The organism is Pseudomonas sp. N040 (genome assembly GCF_015637705.1).
GTDB lineage: Bacteria > Pseudomonadota > Gammaproteobacteria > Pseudomonadales > Pseudomonadaceae > Aquipseudomonas.
In genome coordinates this window covers 1-16,307 of record NZ_JADOBE010000007.1, presented here as the reverse complement: position 1 = coordinate 16,307, position 16,307 = coordinate 1, and the positions used below count along the sequence as shown (strand labels likewise).

The window sequence follows — 16,307 nt, the reverse complement described above, 5'->3', positions numbered from 1 at the left end:
CGGCCCGCCTTCCCTTCCGAGGGCAATGAGATGTTCGAAAAACTGCTGATCGCCAACCGTGGCGCGATTGCCTGCCGCATTCTGCGCACCCTGCATGCGCTCGACGTCAAAGGCGTGGCCGTGTACTCCGAGGCCGATGCCGCCAGCCTGCATATCCAGCAGGCCGATGAAGCCCTCAGCCTCGGTGAAGGTCCGGCGGCCAACACCTATCTGGTAGTCGAGAAAATTCTCGCCGTGGCTAAGCAGACCGGTGCCAAGGCCATTCACCCCGGCTACGGTTTCCTCTCCGAAAACGCCGCCTTTGCCGAAGCCTGTGAAGCCGCCGGGATTGCCTTTGTCGGGCCAACGCCGGAACAACTGCGCGTGTTCGGCCTCAAGCACACCGCCCGCGCGCTGGCCAAGCAGCATGGCGTGCCAATGCTGGAAGGCACCGAACTGCTGGAAAACCTCGACGCCGCACTGGTCGCAGGAGCACAGGTCGGCTACCCGGTGATGCTGAAAAGCACCGCCGGCGGTGGCGGCATCGGCATGCGAGTATGTAACAGCGCCGCCGAACTGGCCGATGCCTTCGAGACCGTGAAAAGACTGGGGCAGAACAACTTCAGCGACTCCGGCGTGTTCATCGAAAAGTACATCCAGCGCGCCCGCCACCTCGAAGTGCAGGTATTCGGCGACGGCCGTGGCGAAGTACTGACCCTCGGCGTACGCGACTGCTCGGTGCAGCGGCGTAACCAGAAAGTGCTGGAAGAAACCCCGGCGCCCAACCTGCCGGCCGGCATGGCCGAAGAACTCTGCGCGGCGGCGCTCAAGCTGGCCAAGGCGGTCAGCTACCGCAGCGCCGGCACCGTCGAATTCGTCTATGACAGTGACGCCTGTCAGTTCTATTTTCTGGAGGTGAACACCCGTCTGCAGGTCGAGCACGGCGTCACCGAACAGGTCTGGGGCGTTGATCTGGTGCGCTGGATGATCGAACTGGCCGCCGGTGATCTGCCGCCACTGGCCGAACTGGCCAACAGCCTGCAGCCCAGCGGCCACGCGGTGCAGGCGCGCCTGTACGCCGAAGATCCCGGCCGCGACTTCCAGCCCTGCCCCGGCCTGCTCACTGCGGTGAACTTCCCAAAGGCCGATGGCAAACACCTGCGCATCGACACCTGGGTGGAAGCCGGTTGCGAGATTCCGCCCTACTTCGACCCGATGATCGCCAAGCTGATCAGCTGGGCGCCCACCCGCGAGCAGGCCAGTGCCGCGCTCAGTCAGGCACTGGCTGACTCGCTGTTGTACGGTGTGGAAAGCAACCGTGATTACCTGCGGCAGATTCTGGCCGACGCGCCCTTCGCCAGCGGTGCGCCGTGGACGCGATGTCTGGAAGGCCTGCGTTATATGGCGCACACCTTTGAAGTGCTGTCCGCCGGCACCCAGACCACGGTGCAGGATTACCCCGGTCGCCTCGGCTACTGGGCGGTCGGCGTGCCACCGTCGGGGCCGATGGACGACCGCGCTTTGCGGCTGGGCAACCGCCTGCTGGGTAATGCAGCAGGAGAAGCCGGTCTGGAAATCACCATGAGCGGCCCGTTGCTGCGCTTCAACACCGATGCCGTAGTGGCGGTGACCGGGGCGGCGATTCCGCTGAGTATTGACGGTGTCGAACAGCCGATGAATACGGCGCTGCTGATCAAGGCCGGCAGCACGCTGAGTCTGGGCACCATTGCCGGTAGCGGCGCAAGGTCTTACCTCACCCTGCGCGGCGGCCTGCAGGTGCCGGATTATCTGGGCAGCAAAAGCACCTTCACTCTCGGCCAGTTCGGCGGTCACGGCGGCCGCGCGCTGCGCGCTGGCGATGTGCTGCATATCCCGGCATTGAGTGATGCAGGCAACGGCGCACAACTGCCCGCCGAGCTATGCACCGCCCTGACCGCCGTCCGCGAAATCCGCGTGATCTACGGCCCCCACGGCGCACCGGAATACTTCACTCCGGCCTATATCGATACCTTCCTCGCCACCGACTGGGAAGTGCATTTCAATTCCAGCCGCACCGGCGTGCGCCTGATCGGACCCAAGCCGGAGTGGGTCCGCGACAGCGGCGGCGAAGCCGGTCTGCATCCGTCGAACATCCATGACAACCCGTACGCGATCGGCGCGGTGGACTTCACCGGCGACATGCCGGTGATCCTCGGCCCGGACGGTCCGAGCCTGGGCGGCTTCGTCTGCCCGGTGACCATCATCGAGGCCGACCTGTGGCAGCTGGGGCAGCTCAAGTCGGGCGACAAGGTGCGCTTTGTGCCGGTGGATATTGCTATGGCGCGGGAATTGATGCTGGCGCGTAACGCCGAAACCCACGACCTCGTAGCCCGGATGCAATCCGGGGAAGATCCCACCAACTGCCCCCGGATTTCATCCGGGCTACGGAGCCCCATCGTGCTGGATATCGGCACAGCCGATAAACGTCTGGTCGCCCGCCTCTCCGGCGACACCCACCTGTTGCTGGAAATCGGCGCTCCGGAGCTGGATCTGGTGCTGCGCTTCCGTGGCCATGCGTTGATGCAGGCGCTGGAAGCCAAGGCAATGGAGGGTGTGATTGACCTCACCCCGGGCATCCGCTCGCTGCAGGTGCACTACCAGCCGGAAACACTGTCCCTGCAGCAACTGCTGGACACCGTCGCCGGCGAGTGGGATGCAGTGTGCAATGCGCAAGACCTCAAGGTGCCCTCGCGCATCGTGCACCTGCCGCTGTCCTGGGACGACCCGGCCTGCCAACTAGCCATCGAGAAGTACATGACCACGGTGCGCAAGGACGCGCCCTGGTGTCCGAGCAATCTGGAGTTCATCCGCCGTATCAACGACTTGCCCAACCTTGCTGAGGTCTACAAAACCGTGTTCGACGCCAGCTATCTGGTGATGGGTCTGGGCGATGTATACCTCGGTGCCCCGGTGGCCACGCCGCTGGACCCGCGGCACCGCCTAGTCACCACCAAGTACAACCCGGCGCGCACCTGGACCGCGGAAAACTCGGTGGGCATCGGCGGCGCCTATATGTGCGTGTATGGCATGGAAGGTCCCGGCGGCTACCAGTTCGTTGGCCGCACCCTGCAGATGTGGAACCGCTACCGCGAAGTCGCCGCGTTCAACGGCAAGCCCTGGCTGCTGCGCTTCTTCGACCAGATCCGCTTCTACCCGGTGGGGGCCGAGGAACTGCTGCAGATCCGCCGCGATTTCCCGCTCGGCCGCTATCAACTGCGCATCGAAGAGAGCGAGCTGAAGCTGGCCGACTATCAGGAGTTTCTCGCCGAAGAAGCCGAGGGTATTGCTGCTTTCCGGCAGCAGCAGCGTGGCGCATTCGATGCCGAACGCCAGCGCTGGATCGAGTCCGGACAGGCGCATTTCGACAGTGAAGAAGTCGCAGCCGACCTTGGTGAGGACAGTCCGCTGGGGCATGGCCAGCATTCAATCGAAAGCCATATCGCCGGTAACCTCTGGCAGGTGCAGGTGGCGGAAGGCAGCGCGGTCAAGGCTGGCGATGTGCTGGTGATTCTGGAGTCGATGAAGATGGAAATCCCCCTGCTCGCCCCGCGCGATGGTGTGGTGCGCGAGGTGCGCGTACAGCCTGGCTCGCCGGTGCGTGCCGGCCAGCGGGTGGTCGTTCTCGAAGAAGCCTGAGGCTGCCCCCCAAGATTGCGTAGGTTGGGTTGAGCAAAGCGAAGCCCAACGATTTGTACACAGCACCGTTAGTTGGGCTTCGCCGCTTTGCGGCTCAACCCAACCTACGCGAGGAGACTGAGAATGAAACACCCATCCGATCTACGCCTGAGCGCACTGAAAACCGCCTACAGCAACGGCAGCCTGACTCCGCGCACGCTGATCCACAGTCTATGCAAACGCGCCGCTGCGCTTAATCCAGAATTCAACCTGTTCATTCACCTGTGCAGCGAAGAACAACTGGAACCCTACCTGGCCGCGCTGGACGGCAAATCGCCGGCCGACTTGCCGCTGTACGGCGTGCCCTTTGCCATCAAGGACAATATCGACCTGGCCGGCGTGCCGACCACCGCCGCCTGCCCCGCCTTCACCTATGTGCCTGAGCGCAGTGCAACCATTGTCGAGCAGCTGATCGCTTTGGGCGCCATTCCACTGGGCAAGACCAACCTCGACCAGTTCGCCACCGGTCTCAACGGCACACGCTCGCCTTACGGCGCTTGCCGCAACAGTGTGCACCCGGACTACCCGTCCGGCGGCTCCAGTGCCGGCTCATCACTGGCAGTGGCACTCGGCGTAGCCAGCTTTGCGCTGGGTACCGACACCGCAGGCTCGGGCCGGGTGCCGGCAGCGCTGAACAATCTGGTTGGGCTCAAGGCCAGCAAAGGATTGCTCTCCACCGCTGGCGTGGTCCCGGCCTGCCGCAGTCTGGACTGCGTGACCTATTTCACCGCCAGCGCAGCCGAGGCCAGCCAGTTGCTGGCGCTGACCGCCAAACTGGACGAGAGCGACGAGTACAGCCGCAGCAATCCGCTGTGGAATGATGGCAGTGCCTTCGGCGCCATCCGGACATTCCGCTTTGGCGTACCCAGACAACTGGAATTTCTCGGTTGCGCGGAAAGCCCGGCACTGTTTGCCGCGGCCGTTGAGCAGCTGCAGGCGCTGGGTGGCGAAGCAGTCGAGATCGACTTCGCGCCCTTCCTCGAAGCCGCCCGTCTGTTGTATGCCGGCCCCTGGGTGGCCGAGCGTTACAGCGTCGCCGGGGCGCTGATCGAACAGCAGCCGGAGGCCGTGCTGCCGGTGATTCGCGCCGTGCTGGAGAAAGCGCCGGACGTCAGCGGCGTTGACACCTTCCGCGCCCAATACCACCTGCAAGCACTCAAGGCCATCTGCGATCAGCTCATGGCTGATCTCGACTGCGTGCTGACACCGGCCTACCCGCGCCCGGTTACCTTGGCCGAGCTGGCCGCCGCACCGGTGCAGCGCAACTCGGATCTGGGCTACTACACCAACTTCATGAACATGCTCGACTACGCCGCCGTCGCCGTGCCCGCCGGGTTTATGGCCAATGGCCTGCCCTGGGGCGTGACGCTGTTCGGGCGGGTCTTTACCGACCAGTACCTGCTCAGCCTGGCCGCAGCCCTGCAGCGGCAAACGGCGTTGCCCTTGTGTGGCAAGCGGACCCTCGACGCCCCAGCGCCGGCTAATCCGGCGCGCAACGACAGGGCCCGGGTGGTGGTCTGCGGCGCGCATCTGGATGGTTTGCCGCTGAACTGGCAGCTCAAACAGCGTGGCGGCCGCTTGCTCGAAGCCACCCACAGCTCGCCGGACTATCAGCTTTACGCCCTCGCCGGTGGACCGCCATTTCGGCCAGGCATGCTGCGGGTCACCGAAGGTGGTGTGGCTATCGAAGTGGAAGTCTGGGAACTGCCCAGCAGTGAGCTGGGCTCGTTCCTCACCGGCATCCCGGCACCACTGGGGTTGGGCAAGGTACAGCTGGCCGACGGCCGCTGGGAAACCGGCTTTATCTGCGAACCCTATGGCCTGGCTGGCGCCAGTGACATCACGCACTTCGGCGGCTGGCGCGCCTTCCTGCGCAGCAAGGCGAATCGCTAAAGCCGGCCCGCGCTGGTCAGCGCCGGCTGCCAGTAGCCGGCTTGGCAGATGCCGGCCTTTGTCGCTAGAGTCCTTGCACGCGCCACTGCCGGCGTACCGCAGCAAGGACCGCCATGCCTGTCAGCAACCGCAGCGATGCCCAGCAACGCGCCGACGATATCGGCGTGTTCAACCGTGAGCTGGACCGCCTGCAGGCCGAGCAGGTGCTGCAGCTCAGCCCCCAGCAGCAGGCGGACTTGCGCAGCCATCAGCAGGCCTTGCTGGCACGCTACCGCAGCGCCTTCGACATCGACCAGAACCGCCAGGCCCGGCAACTGTCGCTGGGCATGCGCATTGCCTCGTTTCTCGGCGCGCTGGCGCTGGCTGCCAGCGTGTTTTTCCTGTTCTACCAGTTCTGGGGGCTGTTCGGCGAAACGGTCCAGACGGTGCTTCTGCTTGCCGCCAGCCTGCTCACCTTCGGCCTGACCCTCTGGGTGCAGGCGCGCGACAGCTCCGGCTACTTCAGCAAGCTCGCGGCGCTGGTGGCCTTTGCCTGCTTCGTGCTGAACATCGCCATGCTTGGGCAGATCTTCAACATCACGCCTTCCGACAAGGCCCTGCTGCCCTGGGCCGCCTATGCCCTGCTGCTGGCCTATGCGACCCAGGCGCGGCTCTTGCTGGCCGCCGGCATTCTCTGCGTGCTGGCGTTCATCGCGGCGCGGGTCGGGACCTGGGGCGGGATCTACTGGTTGGGTTTCGGCGAGCGGCCGGAAAATTTCCTGCCGGCGGGCTGGCTGATATTCAGCGTGCCACTGCTGATCGGGCAGCAGCGGTTTGACGGTTTTGCAGTGGTGTATCGCGTATTCGGCCTGCTGGCGCTGTTCCTGCCCATCCTGGTACTGGCCAACTGGGGCGATGCCAGCTATTTCGACTATCCCGCCAGCCGCATCGAGGCAGCCTACCAACTGCTCGGGTTTGCCGCTGCAGCCGCGGTGATCTGGCTCGGGATACGCCGCGATTGGACGGACGTGGTCAACACCGGGCTGACCTTCTTCGTCATCTTTCTCTACACCAAGCTGTTCGACTGGTGGTGGGCAAGCATGCCCAAGTACCTGTTCTTCCTGCTGCTGGGCCTGACTGCCGTGCTGATCCTGCTGATCCTGCGCCGCCTGCGCAGGACCAACGGACTGCTCGGGGGTACTGCCCAATGAAGTGGACACGCAGCCATCACCTCATTACCGGCATCGGCCTGATCCTGCTGGTCAACGCCATCGCCCTGGCCGGGGTCGCCTGGAACCGCAGCGAACCGGCCGATAGCCAGTTGCAGCTGTCCGCGCGCGAACTGGCTACGAACTACGGCTACTGGCACAAGGACAACAGCGGCATCGCCCTGCGCCTGGAGTATCGCTGGCCGGCGGCAACCTTCAATGACTATAGCGACAGCGGCCTGCACCAGCTGCCACCGGCCAAGATGGCCGAGCTGGGCTTCAGCGTTCCCGCGCAACTGGATGACGCGTCAGTGCGCAGCTATCGGCGCCAGCTCGACCGCGATGGCTTGCTGGTGCTCGAATTCGACGGTCCGCTGTATCAGCAGCAACTGCAACGGGCCCAGCAGAAACTGGAACAAAGCACACTGGCCCTGGCAGCCATGCCAGACAACCAGGACCTGCGCAAGGCTCACAAACAGGCCCGCGAAGACCTGCAACGCGAGCAAACCGGGGCCAGCCGCCTGTTCATCATCGATGCCGGACAGGACCTGGCGACGCTGCGTGCGCGTTACCCGGACCGGCAGCGCTATGCCATCCTGCACGGCAGGATCAGTGCCTGGGGCTGGCGGGAAAACAATCGCTGGCGGATCGGCGGATCGGCGGAGATTCCGGTGGCCGCCAGCATCAACCTGCCGCATCGCTGGCATGCGCTGTTCTCCCGCCTGCCCCGGCGCACGGCCCAGGCCGATTTTCCGCAGCCTGGCGGCGACCGGCTGTTCAACGCCGAAGTCGCCTTTGGCCAGCGGCTGGAACCCTGGATTCAAGGCATGCGAGCTGGACAGCCCTGATCAGCAAGCCCGAGGACAACAAGCCCGGGCTGAATTATCCGGATGCTGCCCGACCTGACCGGCAATCAGTCAGGCACCGGGACGGTTGATGAAGGCTGCAGTGGCATCCGTAAGGGCACGGGTGATGTGCCCTTTGCCTGTCAGGTCGTTACAGAACAACAGATCTCCCGCGCCGAATTGGCGCACCTCGCCATCGCTGACCTCGGCCTCAAGCCGGCCCGACAAAACGATGCATACATAAGGGTGCGGCGCATTGTGGGACGGAACGTCGGTGCCCCCGGGAATTGAAAAAACAAACATGTTCGTGGCTGGGCCAAAATCGGCCAGACGGCCCGTAGGGTTTGGCGGCGGCCCAAACGCAGTTTCGGTGTCCGGCACGTCTTGCGCCCCGAAGTGGGTTTCGCCCTGGTCGTCGGTATGGATCATGGGAAATTTCATGGTTGGCTCTCCTTGGTGAGCGGGACAATAGATGGCAAGACTTATTTCAGTGTTGGCTCACTCGATCCATTGCGCTATCTAAATTCCGCAAACCAGATGTATATGGCGTGTTTGCGGAATTTCGATAGCTGCAATGATGCCAGAGCATGAAACTGGCGAGGATGCAGAAGCAGCACATCGTTTGTGCTTCTGGAAAAACCGCTTGCCAAACACACCAAGGAGCAATCATGAAGAAGACTGTCGTAATCACCGGTGTATCCACCGGCTTTGGCTATGCGGCCGCCAAGGAACTTATCGCACGCGGTTATCACGTGTTTGGCAGCGTCCGCAAGGAATCCGACGGCCAGCGCGTGCAAACCGAACTCGGGCAGTCATTCACCCCACTGCTGTTTGATGTCACTGACCACCAGGCACTACCGGCAGCCGTCGAGCAAGTGCGCGCCTTCGTCGGCGATAACGGCATTGCCGGTTTGATCAACAATGCCGGCGTAGCGCACACCGGACCGTTGATGCATCTGCCTTTGAGTGAATTCCGTCAGGTGTTCGAGATCAACGTGGTGGGCGTACTGGCAGTGACCCAGGCCTTCCTGCCCCTGCTGGGTGGGCGCCGCAACTGCCCGCACGCACCGGGGCGCATCATCAACATGAGCTCGATCAGTGGCGGTACTACCTTTCCGATGCTCGCTACCTATGCAGTCTCCAAGCACGCCCTCGAAGCCCTCACCGATGGCATGCGCCGCGAGCTGAACCTCTATGGCATCAAGGTCAGCGCCATCGAACCGGGCTCGATCAAGACACCTATCTGGGATAAGAGCCCTAAATCTGCGCAAGACCATCGCTACGACGGCACCGATTATGCCCAGGCCATGCAGAATTTAGTCGGCGTTGTTGATCGCGAACTGGAAAAGGCCAAACCCATTAGCGTTGTCATCAACGCCATCGTCGATGCCCTCGAAGCTTCTAGCCCCAAGACCCGCTACCCGCTGGTTGGTTTGTGGCACCTGCGCAAGGTGCTGCCGGACCGCGTGCTCGACGGCATCATGCTCAAGACCATCGGTGGCCTGGAGCGCTTGCAGTAGCAAACCTGCAAGCACTGCCAGACGCGGCTCTGCGCAGCCACTGGATGCTGGATTGAAGGCATGCCCGCTGGACAGCCTTGAGTTATCTGCCCAAGCTCGCATGGCAGCGGGCTGATCAGTCAATGGCCCGGGATCAGGAGACAGCGCATGCGCTGGGAACGTGGTCGTCGCAGTGACAACGTGGTAGATGCAGGCGGTGGTGCGCGCGGCATGCGTCGTGGTGGCCGCTTGAGCCTGACGGGCGTGGCCATCGTGGTGGTGGTCGGCTTGCTGATGGGCCAGGACCCCATGCAAATCCTCGGGCAATTGCTGGGCCAGGCGGGTGTTTCGGCACCCCCTGCGGCAACGCGCAGCACGCAGGCACCGGCCACGTCAGATCCGCAGCGTGAATTTGTGCGCGCGATCCTCGGCAGTACCGAAGATGTCTGGGGGCAATTGCTGGGCAAGCACTACCCGCAACCCAAACTGGTGCTGTTCAAGGGCAGCGTCAGTTCAGCCTGCGGCATGGCCAGTTCGGCCAGCGGCCCCTTCTACTGCACGGCTGATCAGCAGATCTATCTGGATCTGGATTTCTTCCGCGAACTGGAACAGCGCTTCGCCGCTGCCGGCGACTTCGCCCAGGCCTACGTGATTGCCCACGAAGTCGGCCATCATGTGCAAACCATCAGCGGGCTGACCGAGAAGATCCAGCGGGCCCGGCAGCAGGGCCGACGACTGGAAGGTGCCGACGGCCTGCTGGTGCGCCAGGAGCTGCAGGCGGACTGTCTGGCTGGCACCTGGGCATTTTTTGCGCAACAACAGTTGCAATGGCTGGAGCCCGGCGACCTTGAAGAAGCCCTGACTGCCGCGAACGCCATCGGTGACGATCGATTGCAGAAACAGGCCCGCGGCACAGTTATGCCCGACGCCTTCACCCACGGCACTTCGGCACAGCGGGTGCACTGGTTCAGGCAAGGCTTTGACAAGGGTGATCCGGGGCGCTGCAACACCTTTGCCGCAGCCCGGCTTTGAAATCACGCTAGTGCCAGTCACTGGCTTGACCGCGGGCAGAAGCACCAAGGCCCATGCAGGTTGTTCAGCTGCATGGGCCTTGGTGCATCCGGATGATTTAGCGCAAGCCTACTGATTGCTTACCCAGAACAGTGCAGTGGCCACAACGAGCATGATAATGACGAAAATGGCACGGGCATCAACGAGGCTGTCATTGTTTACGACTTGGGATGGTTCGCTCATGGCTTTCTCTTGTTGTTGTGATGATTCGAAATTCCAGCCACTGGAGTAAAACCCAGTAGCGCGTTGTACTCAAGCTGTAGCGCAACAAATAGCCCGGTAGATATAACCAGAAGCTTTACCTTTAGATTAAAACATCACTTTTGCGCATATCCATGAGCTGGTATCTTGCGCCGGCTCCAAGGTATGGGGCGCGCCACTGCTGGCGCAGATCCACTGTAGCAGCCGGACACAGGACATTTCATGTACGTATACGATCAATACGACCAACAGATCGTCGATGAACGCGTCAAGCAGTTCGCCGACCAGACCCGCCGTTATCTCGCGGGTGAACTGTCGGGCGAAGAGTTCCGCCCGCTGCGCCTGCAGAATGGCCTGTATATCCAGCGCTACGCGCCGATGCTGCGGGTTGCGGTGCCCTACGGCCTGATGTCGTCCGCCCAGGTGCGCATGATGGCGAAGATCGCCCGCGACTACGACAAGGGCTACGCGCACATCAGTACCCGGCAGAACGTGCAGTTCAACTGGCCGGAGCTGGAGGATGTGCCGGCCATTCTCGCCGAACTGGCGACGGTGCAGATGCACGCGATCCAGACCAGCGGCAACTGCATCCGCAACACCACCACCGACCAGTTCGCCGGCGTGGCCAAAGACGAGATCGTCGACCCGCGTCCCTGGTGCGAGATCATCCGCCAGTGGTCGACCTTCCACCCCGAGTTCACCCACCTGCCGCGCAAGTTCAAAATCGCCGTGAACGGTGCCGTCAGCGACCGCGCCGCCATCGAAGTGCATGACATCGGCCTGGAAGCGGTACGCAACGCCGCCGGCGAACTGGGCTTCCGTGTTTCCGTCGGTGGCGGATTGGGCAGAACACCCGTCGTAGGCAGCTTTATCAACGAATTCCTGCCGTGGCAGCACCTGTTGTCCTACCTCGACGCCATCCTGCGCGTGTACAACCGCTATGGCCGCCGCGACAACAAGTACAAGGCGCGGATCAAGATCCTGGTCAAGGCGCTGACCCCGGAAGTCTTCGCCGAGCGCGTCAATGCCGAGTGGGCGTACCTCAAGGATGGCCCGACCACCCTGACCGAAGCTGAAGTGGCACGTGTCTCGGCCCATTTCGTCGACCCGGCCTACCGCACGCTGACCGACCAGGATGCCGCCCTCGCCCAGCTCGATGCCGAGCATCCGGGCTTTGCCCGCTGGCGCCAGCGCAACACCTTCGCCCACAAGCGCCCCGGCTATGTGGCCGTGACCCTGTCGCTGAAGCCCACCGGCACCGCGCCCGGGGATGTCACCGACAAGCAGCTGGATGCCATCGCCGACCTGGCCGAGCGTTACAGTTTCGGCGAAGTGCGCAACAGCCATAACCAGAACATCATCCTCGCCGACGTCGAGCAGCAGCAGCTGTTCAGCCTGTGGGGCGAGTTGCGCGAACTGGGCTTCGCCACGCCGAACGTGGGCCTGCTGACCGACATCATCTGTTGCCCGGGCGGTGACTTCTGCTCGCTGGCCAACGCCAAGTCGATCCCGATCGCCGAAGCCATCCAGCGCCGCTTCGCTGACCTCGACTACCTGTTCGACATCGGCGATATCGACCTGAACATCTCCGGCTGCATGAACGCCTGCGGCCACCATCACGTCGGCCACATCGGCATCCTCGGCGTCGACAAGAAAGGCCAGGAGTTCTACCAGGTGTCCCTCGGTGGCAGCGCCGGGCGCGACGCCAGCCTGGCACAGATCCTCGGCCCGTCCTTCGCCGAAGCCGACATGGCCGACGTGATCGAAAAGATCATCAAGGTCTATGTAGAGCAACGCAGCGATGAAGAAAGTTTCCTCGACACCTTCCGCCGCGTCGGCGTCGACCCGTTCAAGGAGCGCGTATATGCAGCGAATCATTAAGAACGGCCAGGTACTCGACGAGACCTGGCATCTGCTGCCGAAGGACGCCACGCTCGACGGCATTTCCAACTGCGACGACCTGATCGTGCCGCTGGCCCTGTGGGTGGATCACGGCAAAGCCCTGCTGGCCCGTGATGGCGGCCTGGGCGTGTGGCTGGAGGCTGGCGAGGAGATTGAGGAAATCGCCGAGCAGCTGGACTGTTTTCAGGTCATTGCCCTGAATTTTCCCGCGTTCACCGACGGTCGCCACTGTTCGACCGCTTACCTGCTGCGGACCCGCTACGGCTACACTGGCGAGATACGCGCGATCGGCGATGTGTTGCGCGACCAGTTGTTTGCCCTCAAGCGCTGCGGCTTCGATGCCTTTGCCCTGCGCGAGGACAAGGACCCGCTGGATGCACTGCAAGCCTTCAACGACTTCTCCGAGGTCTATCAGGCCTCCAGCGACCAGCCACAGCCGCTGTTCCGTCGCCGCCAGTCTGCCTGAGCGCCGGCGCAGGTACCGACCTGCAAGCCCTGGCACTCCCCTCTGGCAACAGGTTTAATCGGGTAATGACCGGCATCCACCGGTCACTGCTTGATGGAGGCCCGACGCATGCGCCTGTTCTTCGCCCTCGCCTGTCCTGCCACCATTGCTGCTCGCATCAGCGAGTGGCGCAACACTCTGGGCATCGATGGCACTCCGGTTCCAGCCGCCAACCTGCATGTGACGCTGGCTTTTCTCGGCACTCAGCCGTGCGCCCGCCTGCCAGAACTGATCGAGCTGGCGGCAGCCATCGAAACGCCCGCCTTCACCCTCGCGCTTGACCGCCTGCAACGCTGGAGCGGCGGCGTGCTGCTCCTTGCGCCCAGCCAGCCGCCCCAGGCGCTGCTGGCGCTGGCCGAGCGCTTGCGCACCGAGCTTCTGGCGCTGGGCATCGCCAGCGAGCCGCACGAGTACCTGCCGCACCTGACGCTGGCCCGGCATTGCCGCGCCGCGGTGGCCGGTATGCCCCCGACCTTCGCCTGGCAAGCCGGCGAATTCGGCCTGTTCACCTCCGAATCCGCCCCGGCTGGCGTACGTTATCGGCCGCTGGCCAGCTGGCCGCTGTTCAAGAACAGCTGAGCATTCAGCACCCTTCGCGCAGGAAGCGCGCCACGCTGTCGGCGGTTTGCTGCAGATACTGCTCATGGGTGAAACCCGAGCGCTGCAGTGGCTTGAGGTCATGGTCTGCGGTCGCCAGCCAGTGCAGGCGAATCGCTGGCGACAGCGGGTACGCTTCGACTGCCTGGCGATTGCCCAGCGCATCCCGCTCACCCTGCACAATCAGGGTCGGGGTATGCAGCTCGGCCAGATGCGCCACCCGCGGCTTGTCCGGCTTGCCCGCGGCATAGAACGGATAACCCAGGCAGATCAGCGCCGCCGCGCCCAGCTCATCCGCCAGCAGGCTGGCCATGCGCCCGCCCATGGACTTGCCGCCGATCGCCAGCGGCCCCGCATAACGCTGCCTGGCGTGCCGATAGGCCTGGCGCCAGCAGTCCAGCAGCGCGGCCTGGGGATTGGGCGGACGGCGCACGCCATCCGCGCGTCTGGCAGCCATATAGGGAAACTCGAAACGCAGCACACCCACGCCGCTGGCTGCCAGCCGCTGGCTGATGGCGCCCATGAACGGACTGTCCATTGGCGCACCGGCGCCGTGCGCCAGCAAAAGCACTGCAACTGGCTGATTTACCGGGAAATCCTGGAGAAAAATCAGTTCCGCCGGTGCTTGCCGGCATTGATCCGAGTCAATATTCACTTGCACCCATTCACCTAGTATCAGCTTGTTACAAAAACACTCTGCCAAAAAAACGTGGATGGAAGCCATCAAATGAGCACAGCAACCAGTACCACCTACAACTACGGGGTGGTCCGCCAATTCGCCATCATGACGGTGATATGGGGGATCGTCGGGATGCTTGTTGGCGTCGTGATCGCCGCACAGCTAGCCTTTCCCGAACTCAACCTCGGCCTGCCCTGGACCAGCTTCGGACGCCTGCGTCCGCTGCACACCAACGCGGTGATCTTCGCGTTCGGCGGCTGCGCCCTGTTCGCCACCTCCTATTATGCCGTACAGCGCACCTGCCAGACCCGTCTGGCCTTCGGCAAGCTGGCCACCTTCACCTTCTGGGGCTGGCAACTGGTGATCCTGCTGGCGGCGCTGACGTTGCCGCTGGGCATCACCACCTCCAAGGAATATGCCGAGCTGGAATGGCCGATCGATATCCTGATCGCCGTGGTCTGGGTCAGCTATGCGGTGGTCTTCTTCGGCACCGTGATGCAGCGCAAGACCAAGCACATTTATGTGGGCAACTGGTTCTTCGGCGGCTTCATCCTGACCGTGGCGCTGCTGCACATCGTCAACAACATCGAACTGCCGGTCAGCCTGACCAAGTCCTACTCGGTCTATGCCGGCGCCACCGACGCGATGATCCAGTGGTGGTACGGCCACAACGCCGTGGGCTTCTTCCTGACCGCCGGCTTCCTCGGCATGATGTACTACTTCGTGCCCAAGCAGGCCGGACGCCCGGTGTACTCCTATCGCCTGTCGATCGTGCACTTCTGGGCCCTGATCGCCGTGTACATCTGGGCCGGTCCGCACCACCTGCACTACACCGCGCTGCCGGACTGGGCGCAGTCGCTGGGCATGGTGATGTCGCTGATCCTGCTGGCACCCAGCTGGGGCGGCATGATCAACGGCATGATGACCCTCTCCGGCGCCTGGCATAAGCTGCGTACCGACCCGATCCTGCGCTTCCTGGTGGTCTCGCTGGCCTTCTACGGCATGTCCACCTTCGAAGGCCCGATGATGGCGATCAAGACCGTCAACGCCCTGTCCCACTACACCGACTGGACCATCGGCCACGTACACGCCGGCGCCCTCGGCTGGGTCGCCATGGTCTCGATGGGCGCGCTCTACCACCTGATTCCGAAGGTCTTCGGTCGCGAGCAGATGTACAGCGTCGGCCTGATCAACACGCACTTCTGGATGGCCACCATCGGCACCGTGCTCTACATCGCCTCGATGTGGGTCAACGGCATCGCCCAGGGCCTGATGTGGCGTGCAGTCAACACCGACGGCACCCTCACCTACTCCTTTGTCGAGGCACTGGAAGCCAGTCACCCGGGCTTCGTGGTGCGCATGATCGGCGGTGCCATCTTCTTCACCGGCATGCTGGTCATGGCCTACAACACCTACCGCACCGTGCGCGCAGCCAATCCTGCCGAATATGAAGCCGATGCGCGGATTCCCGAGGTAGCTCACTGATGAAAAAGCACGAAATCCTTGAGAAGAACATCGGCCTGATGGCCCTGTTCATGGTTCTGGCAGTGAGCATCGGCGGTCTGGTACAGATCGTCCCGCTGTTCTTCCAGGACGTCACCAACACCCCGGTCGAGGGCATGAAGCCGCGCACCGCCCTGGAAATGGAAGGCCGCGACATCTTCATCCGCGAGGGCTGCGTCGGTTGCCACTCGCAGATGATCCGTCCGTTCCGCGCCGAGACCGAGCGTTATGGTCACTACTCGGTCGCCGGTGAAAGCGTCTGGGATCACCCGTTCCTGTGGGGCTCCAAGCGTACCGGCCCGGACCTGGCCCGCGTCGGTGGCCGTTACTCGGATGACTGGCACCGCGCGCACCTGTACAACCCGCGCAACGTGGTGCCCGAGTCGATCATGCCGGCTTATCCGTGGCTGGTGGAGAACACCCTCGACGGCAAGCTGACCGGCGCCAAGCTGCAGGCCATGCAGACGCTCGGGGTGCCGTATACCGACGCCGACATCGCCGGTGCCGGCGATGCCGTCAAGGGCAAGACCGAAATGGATGCACTGGTCGCCTACCTGCAGGGGCTGGGTACCAGCCTCAAGAACAAGCGGTAAGCGCGATGGACATCGGAACCCTGCGCGGACTCGGCACCTTGCTGGTGCTGGTCGCCTTCGTCAGCGTGACCCTCTGGGCCTACAGCGGCAGGAACAAGGCGCGCTTCGACGAAGCGGCCAACCTGCCCTTCGCCGATGA

The 16,307-nt window shown here is 63.3% G+C and carries 14 protein-coding genes; 12 read left to right on the top strand and 2 right to left on the bottom strand.

What is annotated here, in order from left to right; translation table 11 throughout:
• Window positions 1-30 precede the first annotated feature (30 nt).
• From uca to ISX93_RS11350, 4 genes are all read left to right on the top strand, one after another.
• A complete protein-coding gene (uca, locus tag ISX93_RS11365) occupies window positions 31-3,654 on the top strand; it encodes an urea carboxylase (protein ID WP_195778851.1) in 3,624 nt (1,207 codons plus the stop codon).
• Window positions 3,655-3,777: 123 nt separating this feature from the next.
• Window positions 3,778-5,586, top strand: coding sequence for an allophanate hydrolase (gene atzF / locus ISX93_RS11360; RefSeq protein ID WP_195778850.1), 1,809 nt, complete (start codon window positions 3,778-3,780; stop codon window positions 5,584-5,586).
• Window positions 5,587-5,699: 113 nt separating this feature from the next.
• Window positions 5,700-6,776 carry a DUF2157 domain-containing protein gene (locus ISX93_RS11355; protein WP_195778849.1) on the top strand — a complete coding sequence of 359 codons (1,077 nt, stop codon included), beginning with the start codon at window positions 5,700-5,702 and terminating at the stop codon, window positions 6,774-6,776.
• The gene (locus ISX93_RS11350) at window positions 6,773-7,621 is read left to right on the top strand and encodes a DUF4824 family protein (RefSeq protein ID WP_195778848.1); all 849 of its coding nucleotides are present in this window, start codon (window positions 6,773-6,775) and stop codon (window positions 7,619-7,621) included. The genes ISX93_RS11355 and ISX93_RS11350 overlap by 4 nt, the downstream gene beginning before the upstream one ends.
• 69 nt (window positions 7,622-7,690) lie before the next feature.
• Here the strand turns inward: ISX93_RS11350 and ISX93_RS11345 are convergent, their stop codons facing one another.
• Window positions 7,691-8,059: a hypothetical protein gene (locus tag ISX93_RS11345; RefSeq protein ID WP_195778847.1), complete on the bottom strand. Its 369-nt coding sequence runs from the start codon at window positions 8,057-8,059 to the stop codon at window positions 7,691-7,693.
• A gap of 227 nt (window positions 8,060-8,286) precedes the next feature.
• Between ISX93_RS11345 and ISX93_RS11340 the strand changes: the two genes are divergently transcribed.
• From ISX93_RS11340 to thpR, 5 genes are all read left to right on the top strand, one after another.
• Window positions 8,287-9,138 carry an SDR family oxidoreductase gene (locus ISX93_RS11340; protein WP_195778846.1) on the top strand — a complete coding sequence of 284 codons (852 nt, stop codon included), beginning with the start codon at window positions 8,287-8,289 and terminating at the stop codon, window positions 9,136-9,138.
• Window positions 9,139-9,285: 147 nt separating this feature from the next.
• Window positions 9,286-10,149 carry a KPN_02809 family neutral zinc metallopeptidase gene (gene ypfJ, locus ISX93_RS11335; protein WP_195778845.1) on the top strand — a complete coding sequence of 288 codons (864 nt, stop codon included), beginning with the start codon at window positions 9,286-9,288 and terminating at the stop codon, window positions 10,147-10,149.
• A 462-nt stretch (window positions 10,150-10,611) separates the two neighbouring features.
• Window positions 10,612-12,270: a nitrite/sulfite reductase gene (locus ISX93_RS11330; RefSeq protein ID WP_195778844.1), complete on the top strand. Its 1,659-nt coding sequence runs from the start codon at window positions 10,612-10,614 to the stop codon at window positions 12,268-12,270.
• Window positions 12,254-12,757, top strand: coding sequence for a DUF934 domain-containing protein (locus ISX93_RS11325; RefSeq protein WP_195778843.1), 504 nt, complete (start codon window positions 12,254-12,256; stop codon window positions 12,755-12,757). Before ISX93_RS11330 ends, ISX93_RS11325 begins: the two co-directional genes overlap by 17 nt.
• 108 nt (window positions 12,758-12,865) lie before the next feature.
• Complete coding sequence (thpR, locus tag ISX93_RS11320) at window positions 12,866-13,375, top strand: RNA 2',3'-cyclic phosphodiesterase (protein ID WP_229732174.1); 510 nt, start codon at window positions 12,866-12,868, stop codon at window positions 13,373-13,375.
• A 4-nt stretch (window positions 13,376-13,379) separates the two neighbouring features.
• On the opposite strand, the gene ISX93_RS11315 is transcribed toward thpR, so the two are convergent.
• Window positions 13,380-14,072, bottom strand: coding sequence for an alpha/beta family hydrolase (locus tag ISX93_RS11315; RefSeq protein WP_374987698.1), 693 nt, complete (start codon window positions 14,070-14,072; stop codon window positions 13,380-13,382).
• Window positions 14,073-14,120: 48 nt separating this feature from the next.
• On the opposite strand from ISX93_RS11315, the gene ccoN reads away from it, so the two are divergent.
• The 3 genes from ccoN to ISX93_RS11300 all read left to right on the top strand — a co-directional run.
• The gene (ccoN, locus tag ISX93_RS11310; RefSeq protein WP_195778841.1) at window positions 14,121-15,557 is read left to right on the top strand and encodes a cytochrome-c oxidase, cbb3-type subunit I; all 1,437 of its coding nucleotides are present in this window, start codon (window positions 14,121-14,123) and stop codon (window positions 15,555-15,557) included.
• Entirely contained in the window at window positions 15,557-16,168 is a 612-nt protein-coding gene (gene ccoO, locus ISX93_RS11305; protein WP_195777205.1) for a cytochrome-c oxidase, cbb3-type subunit II, read from the top strand. The genes ccoN and ccoO overlap by 1 nt, the downstream gene beginning before the upstream one ends.
• A gap of 5 nt (window positions 16,169-16,173) precedes the next feature.
• On the top strand, window positions 16,174-16,307 hold a 134-nt coding region (locus tag ISX93_RS11300), incomplete at its 3' end, for a cbb3-type cytochrome oxidase subunit 3 (protein WP_195778840.1).

Coding starts and splice junctions, on each gene's coding strand:
- uca (WP_195778851.1), top strand. CDS start 31: ATGTTCGAAAAACTGCTGATCGCCAACCGTGGCGCGATTGCCTGCCGC.
- atzF (WP_195778850.1), top strand. CDS start 3,778: ATGAAACACCCATCCGATCTACGCCTGAGCGCACTGAAAACCGCCTAC.
- ISX93_RS11355 (WP_195778849.1), top strand. CDS start 5,700: ATGCCTGTCAGCAACCGCAGCGATGCCCAGCAACGCGCCGACGATATC.
- ISX93_RS11350 (WP_195778848.1), top strand. CDS start 6,773: ATGAAGTGGACACGCAGCCATCACCTCATTACCGGCATCGGCCTGATC.
- ISX93_RS11345 (WP_195778847.1), bottom strand. CDS start 8,059: ATGAAATTTCCCATGATCCATACCGACGACCAGGGCGAAACCCACTTC.
- ISX93_RS11340 (WP_195778846.1), top strand. CDS start 8,287: ATGAAGAAGACTGTCGTAATCACCGGTGTATCCACCGGCTTTGGCTAT.
- ypfJ (WP_195778845.1), top strand. CDS start 9,286: ATGCGCTGGGAACGTGGTCGTCGCAGTGACAACGTGGTAGATGCAGGC.
- ISX93_RS11330 (WP_195778844.1), top strand. CDS start 10,612: ATGTACGTATACGATCAATACGACCAACAGATCGTCGATGAACGCGTC.
- ISX93_RS11325 (WP_195778843.1), top strand. CDS start 12,254: ATGCAGCGAATCATTAAGAACGGCCAGGTACTCGACGAGACCTGGCAT.
- thpR (WP_229732174.1), top strand. CDS start 12,866: ATGCGCCTGTTCTTCGCCCTCGCCTGTCCTGCCACCATTGCTGCTCGC.
- ccoN (WP_195778841.1), top strand. CDS start 14,121: ATGAGCACAGCAACCAGTACCACCTACAACTACGGGGTGGTCCGCCAA.
- ccoO (WP_195777205.1), top strand. CDS start 15,557: ATGAAAAAGCACGAAATCCTTGAGAAGAACATCGGCCTGATGGCCCTG.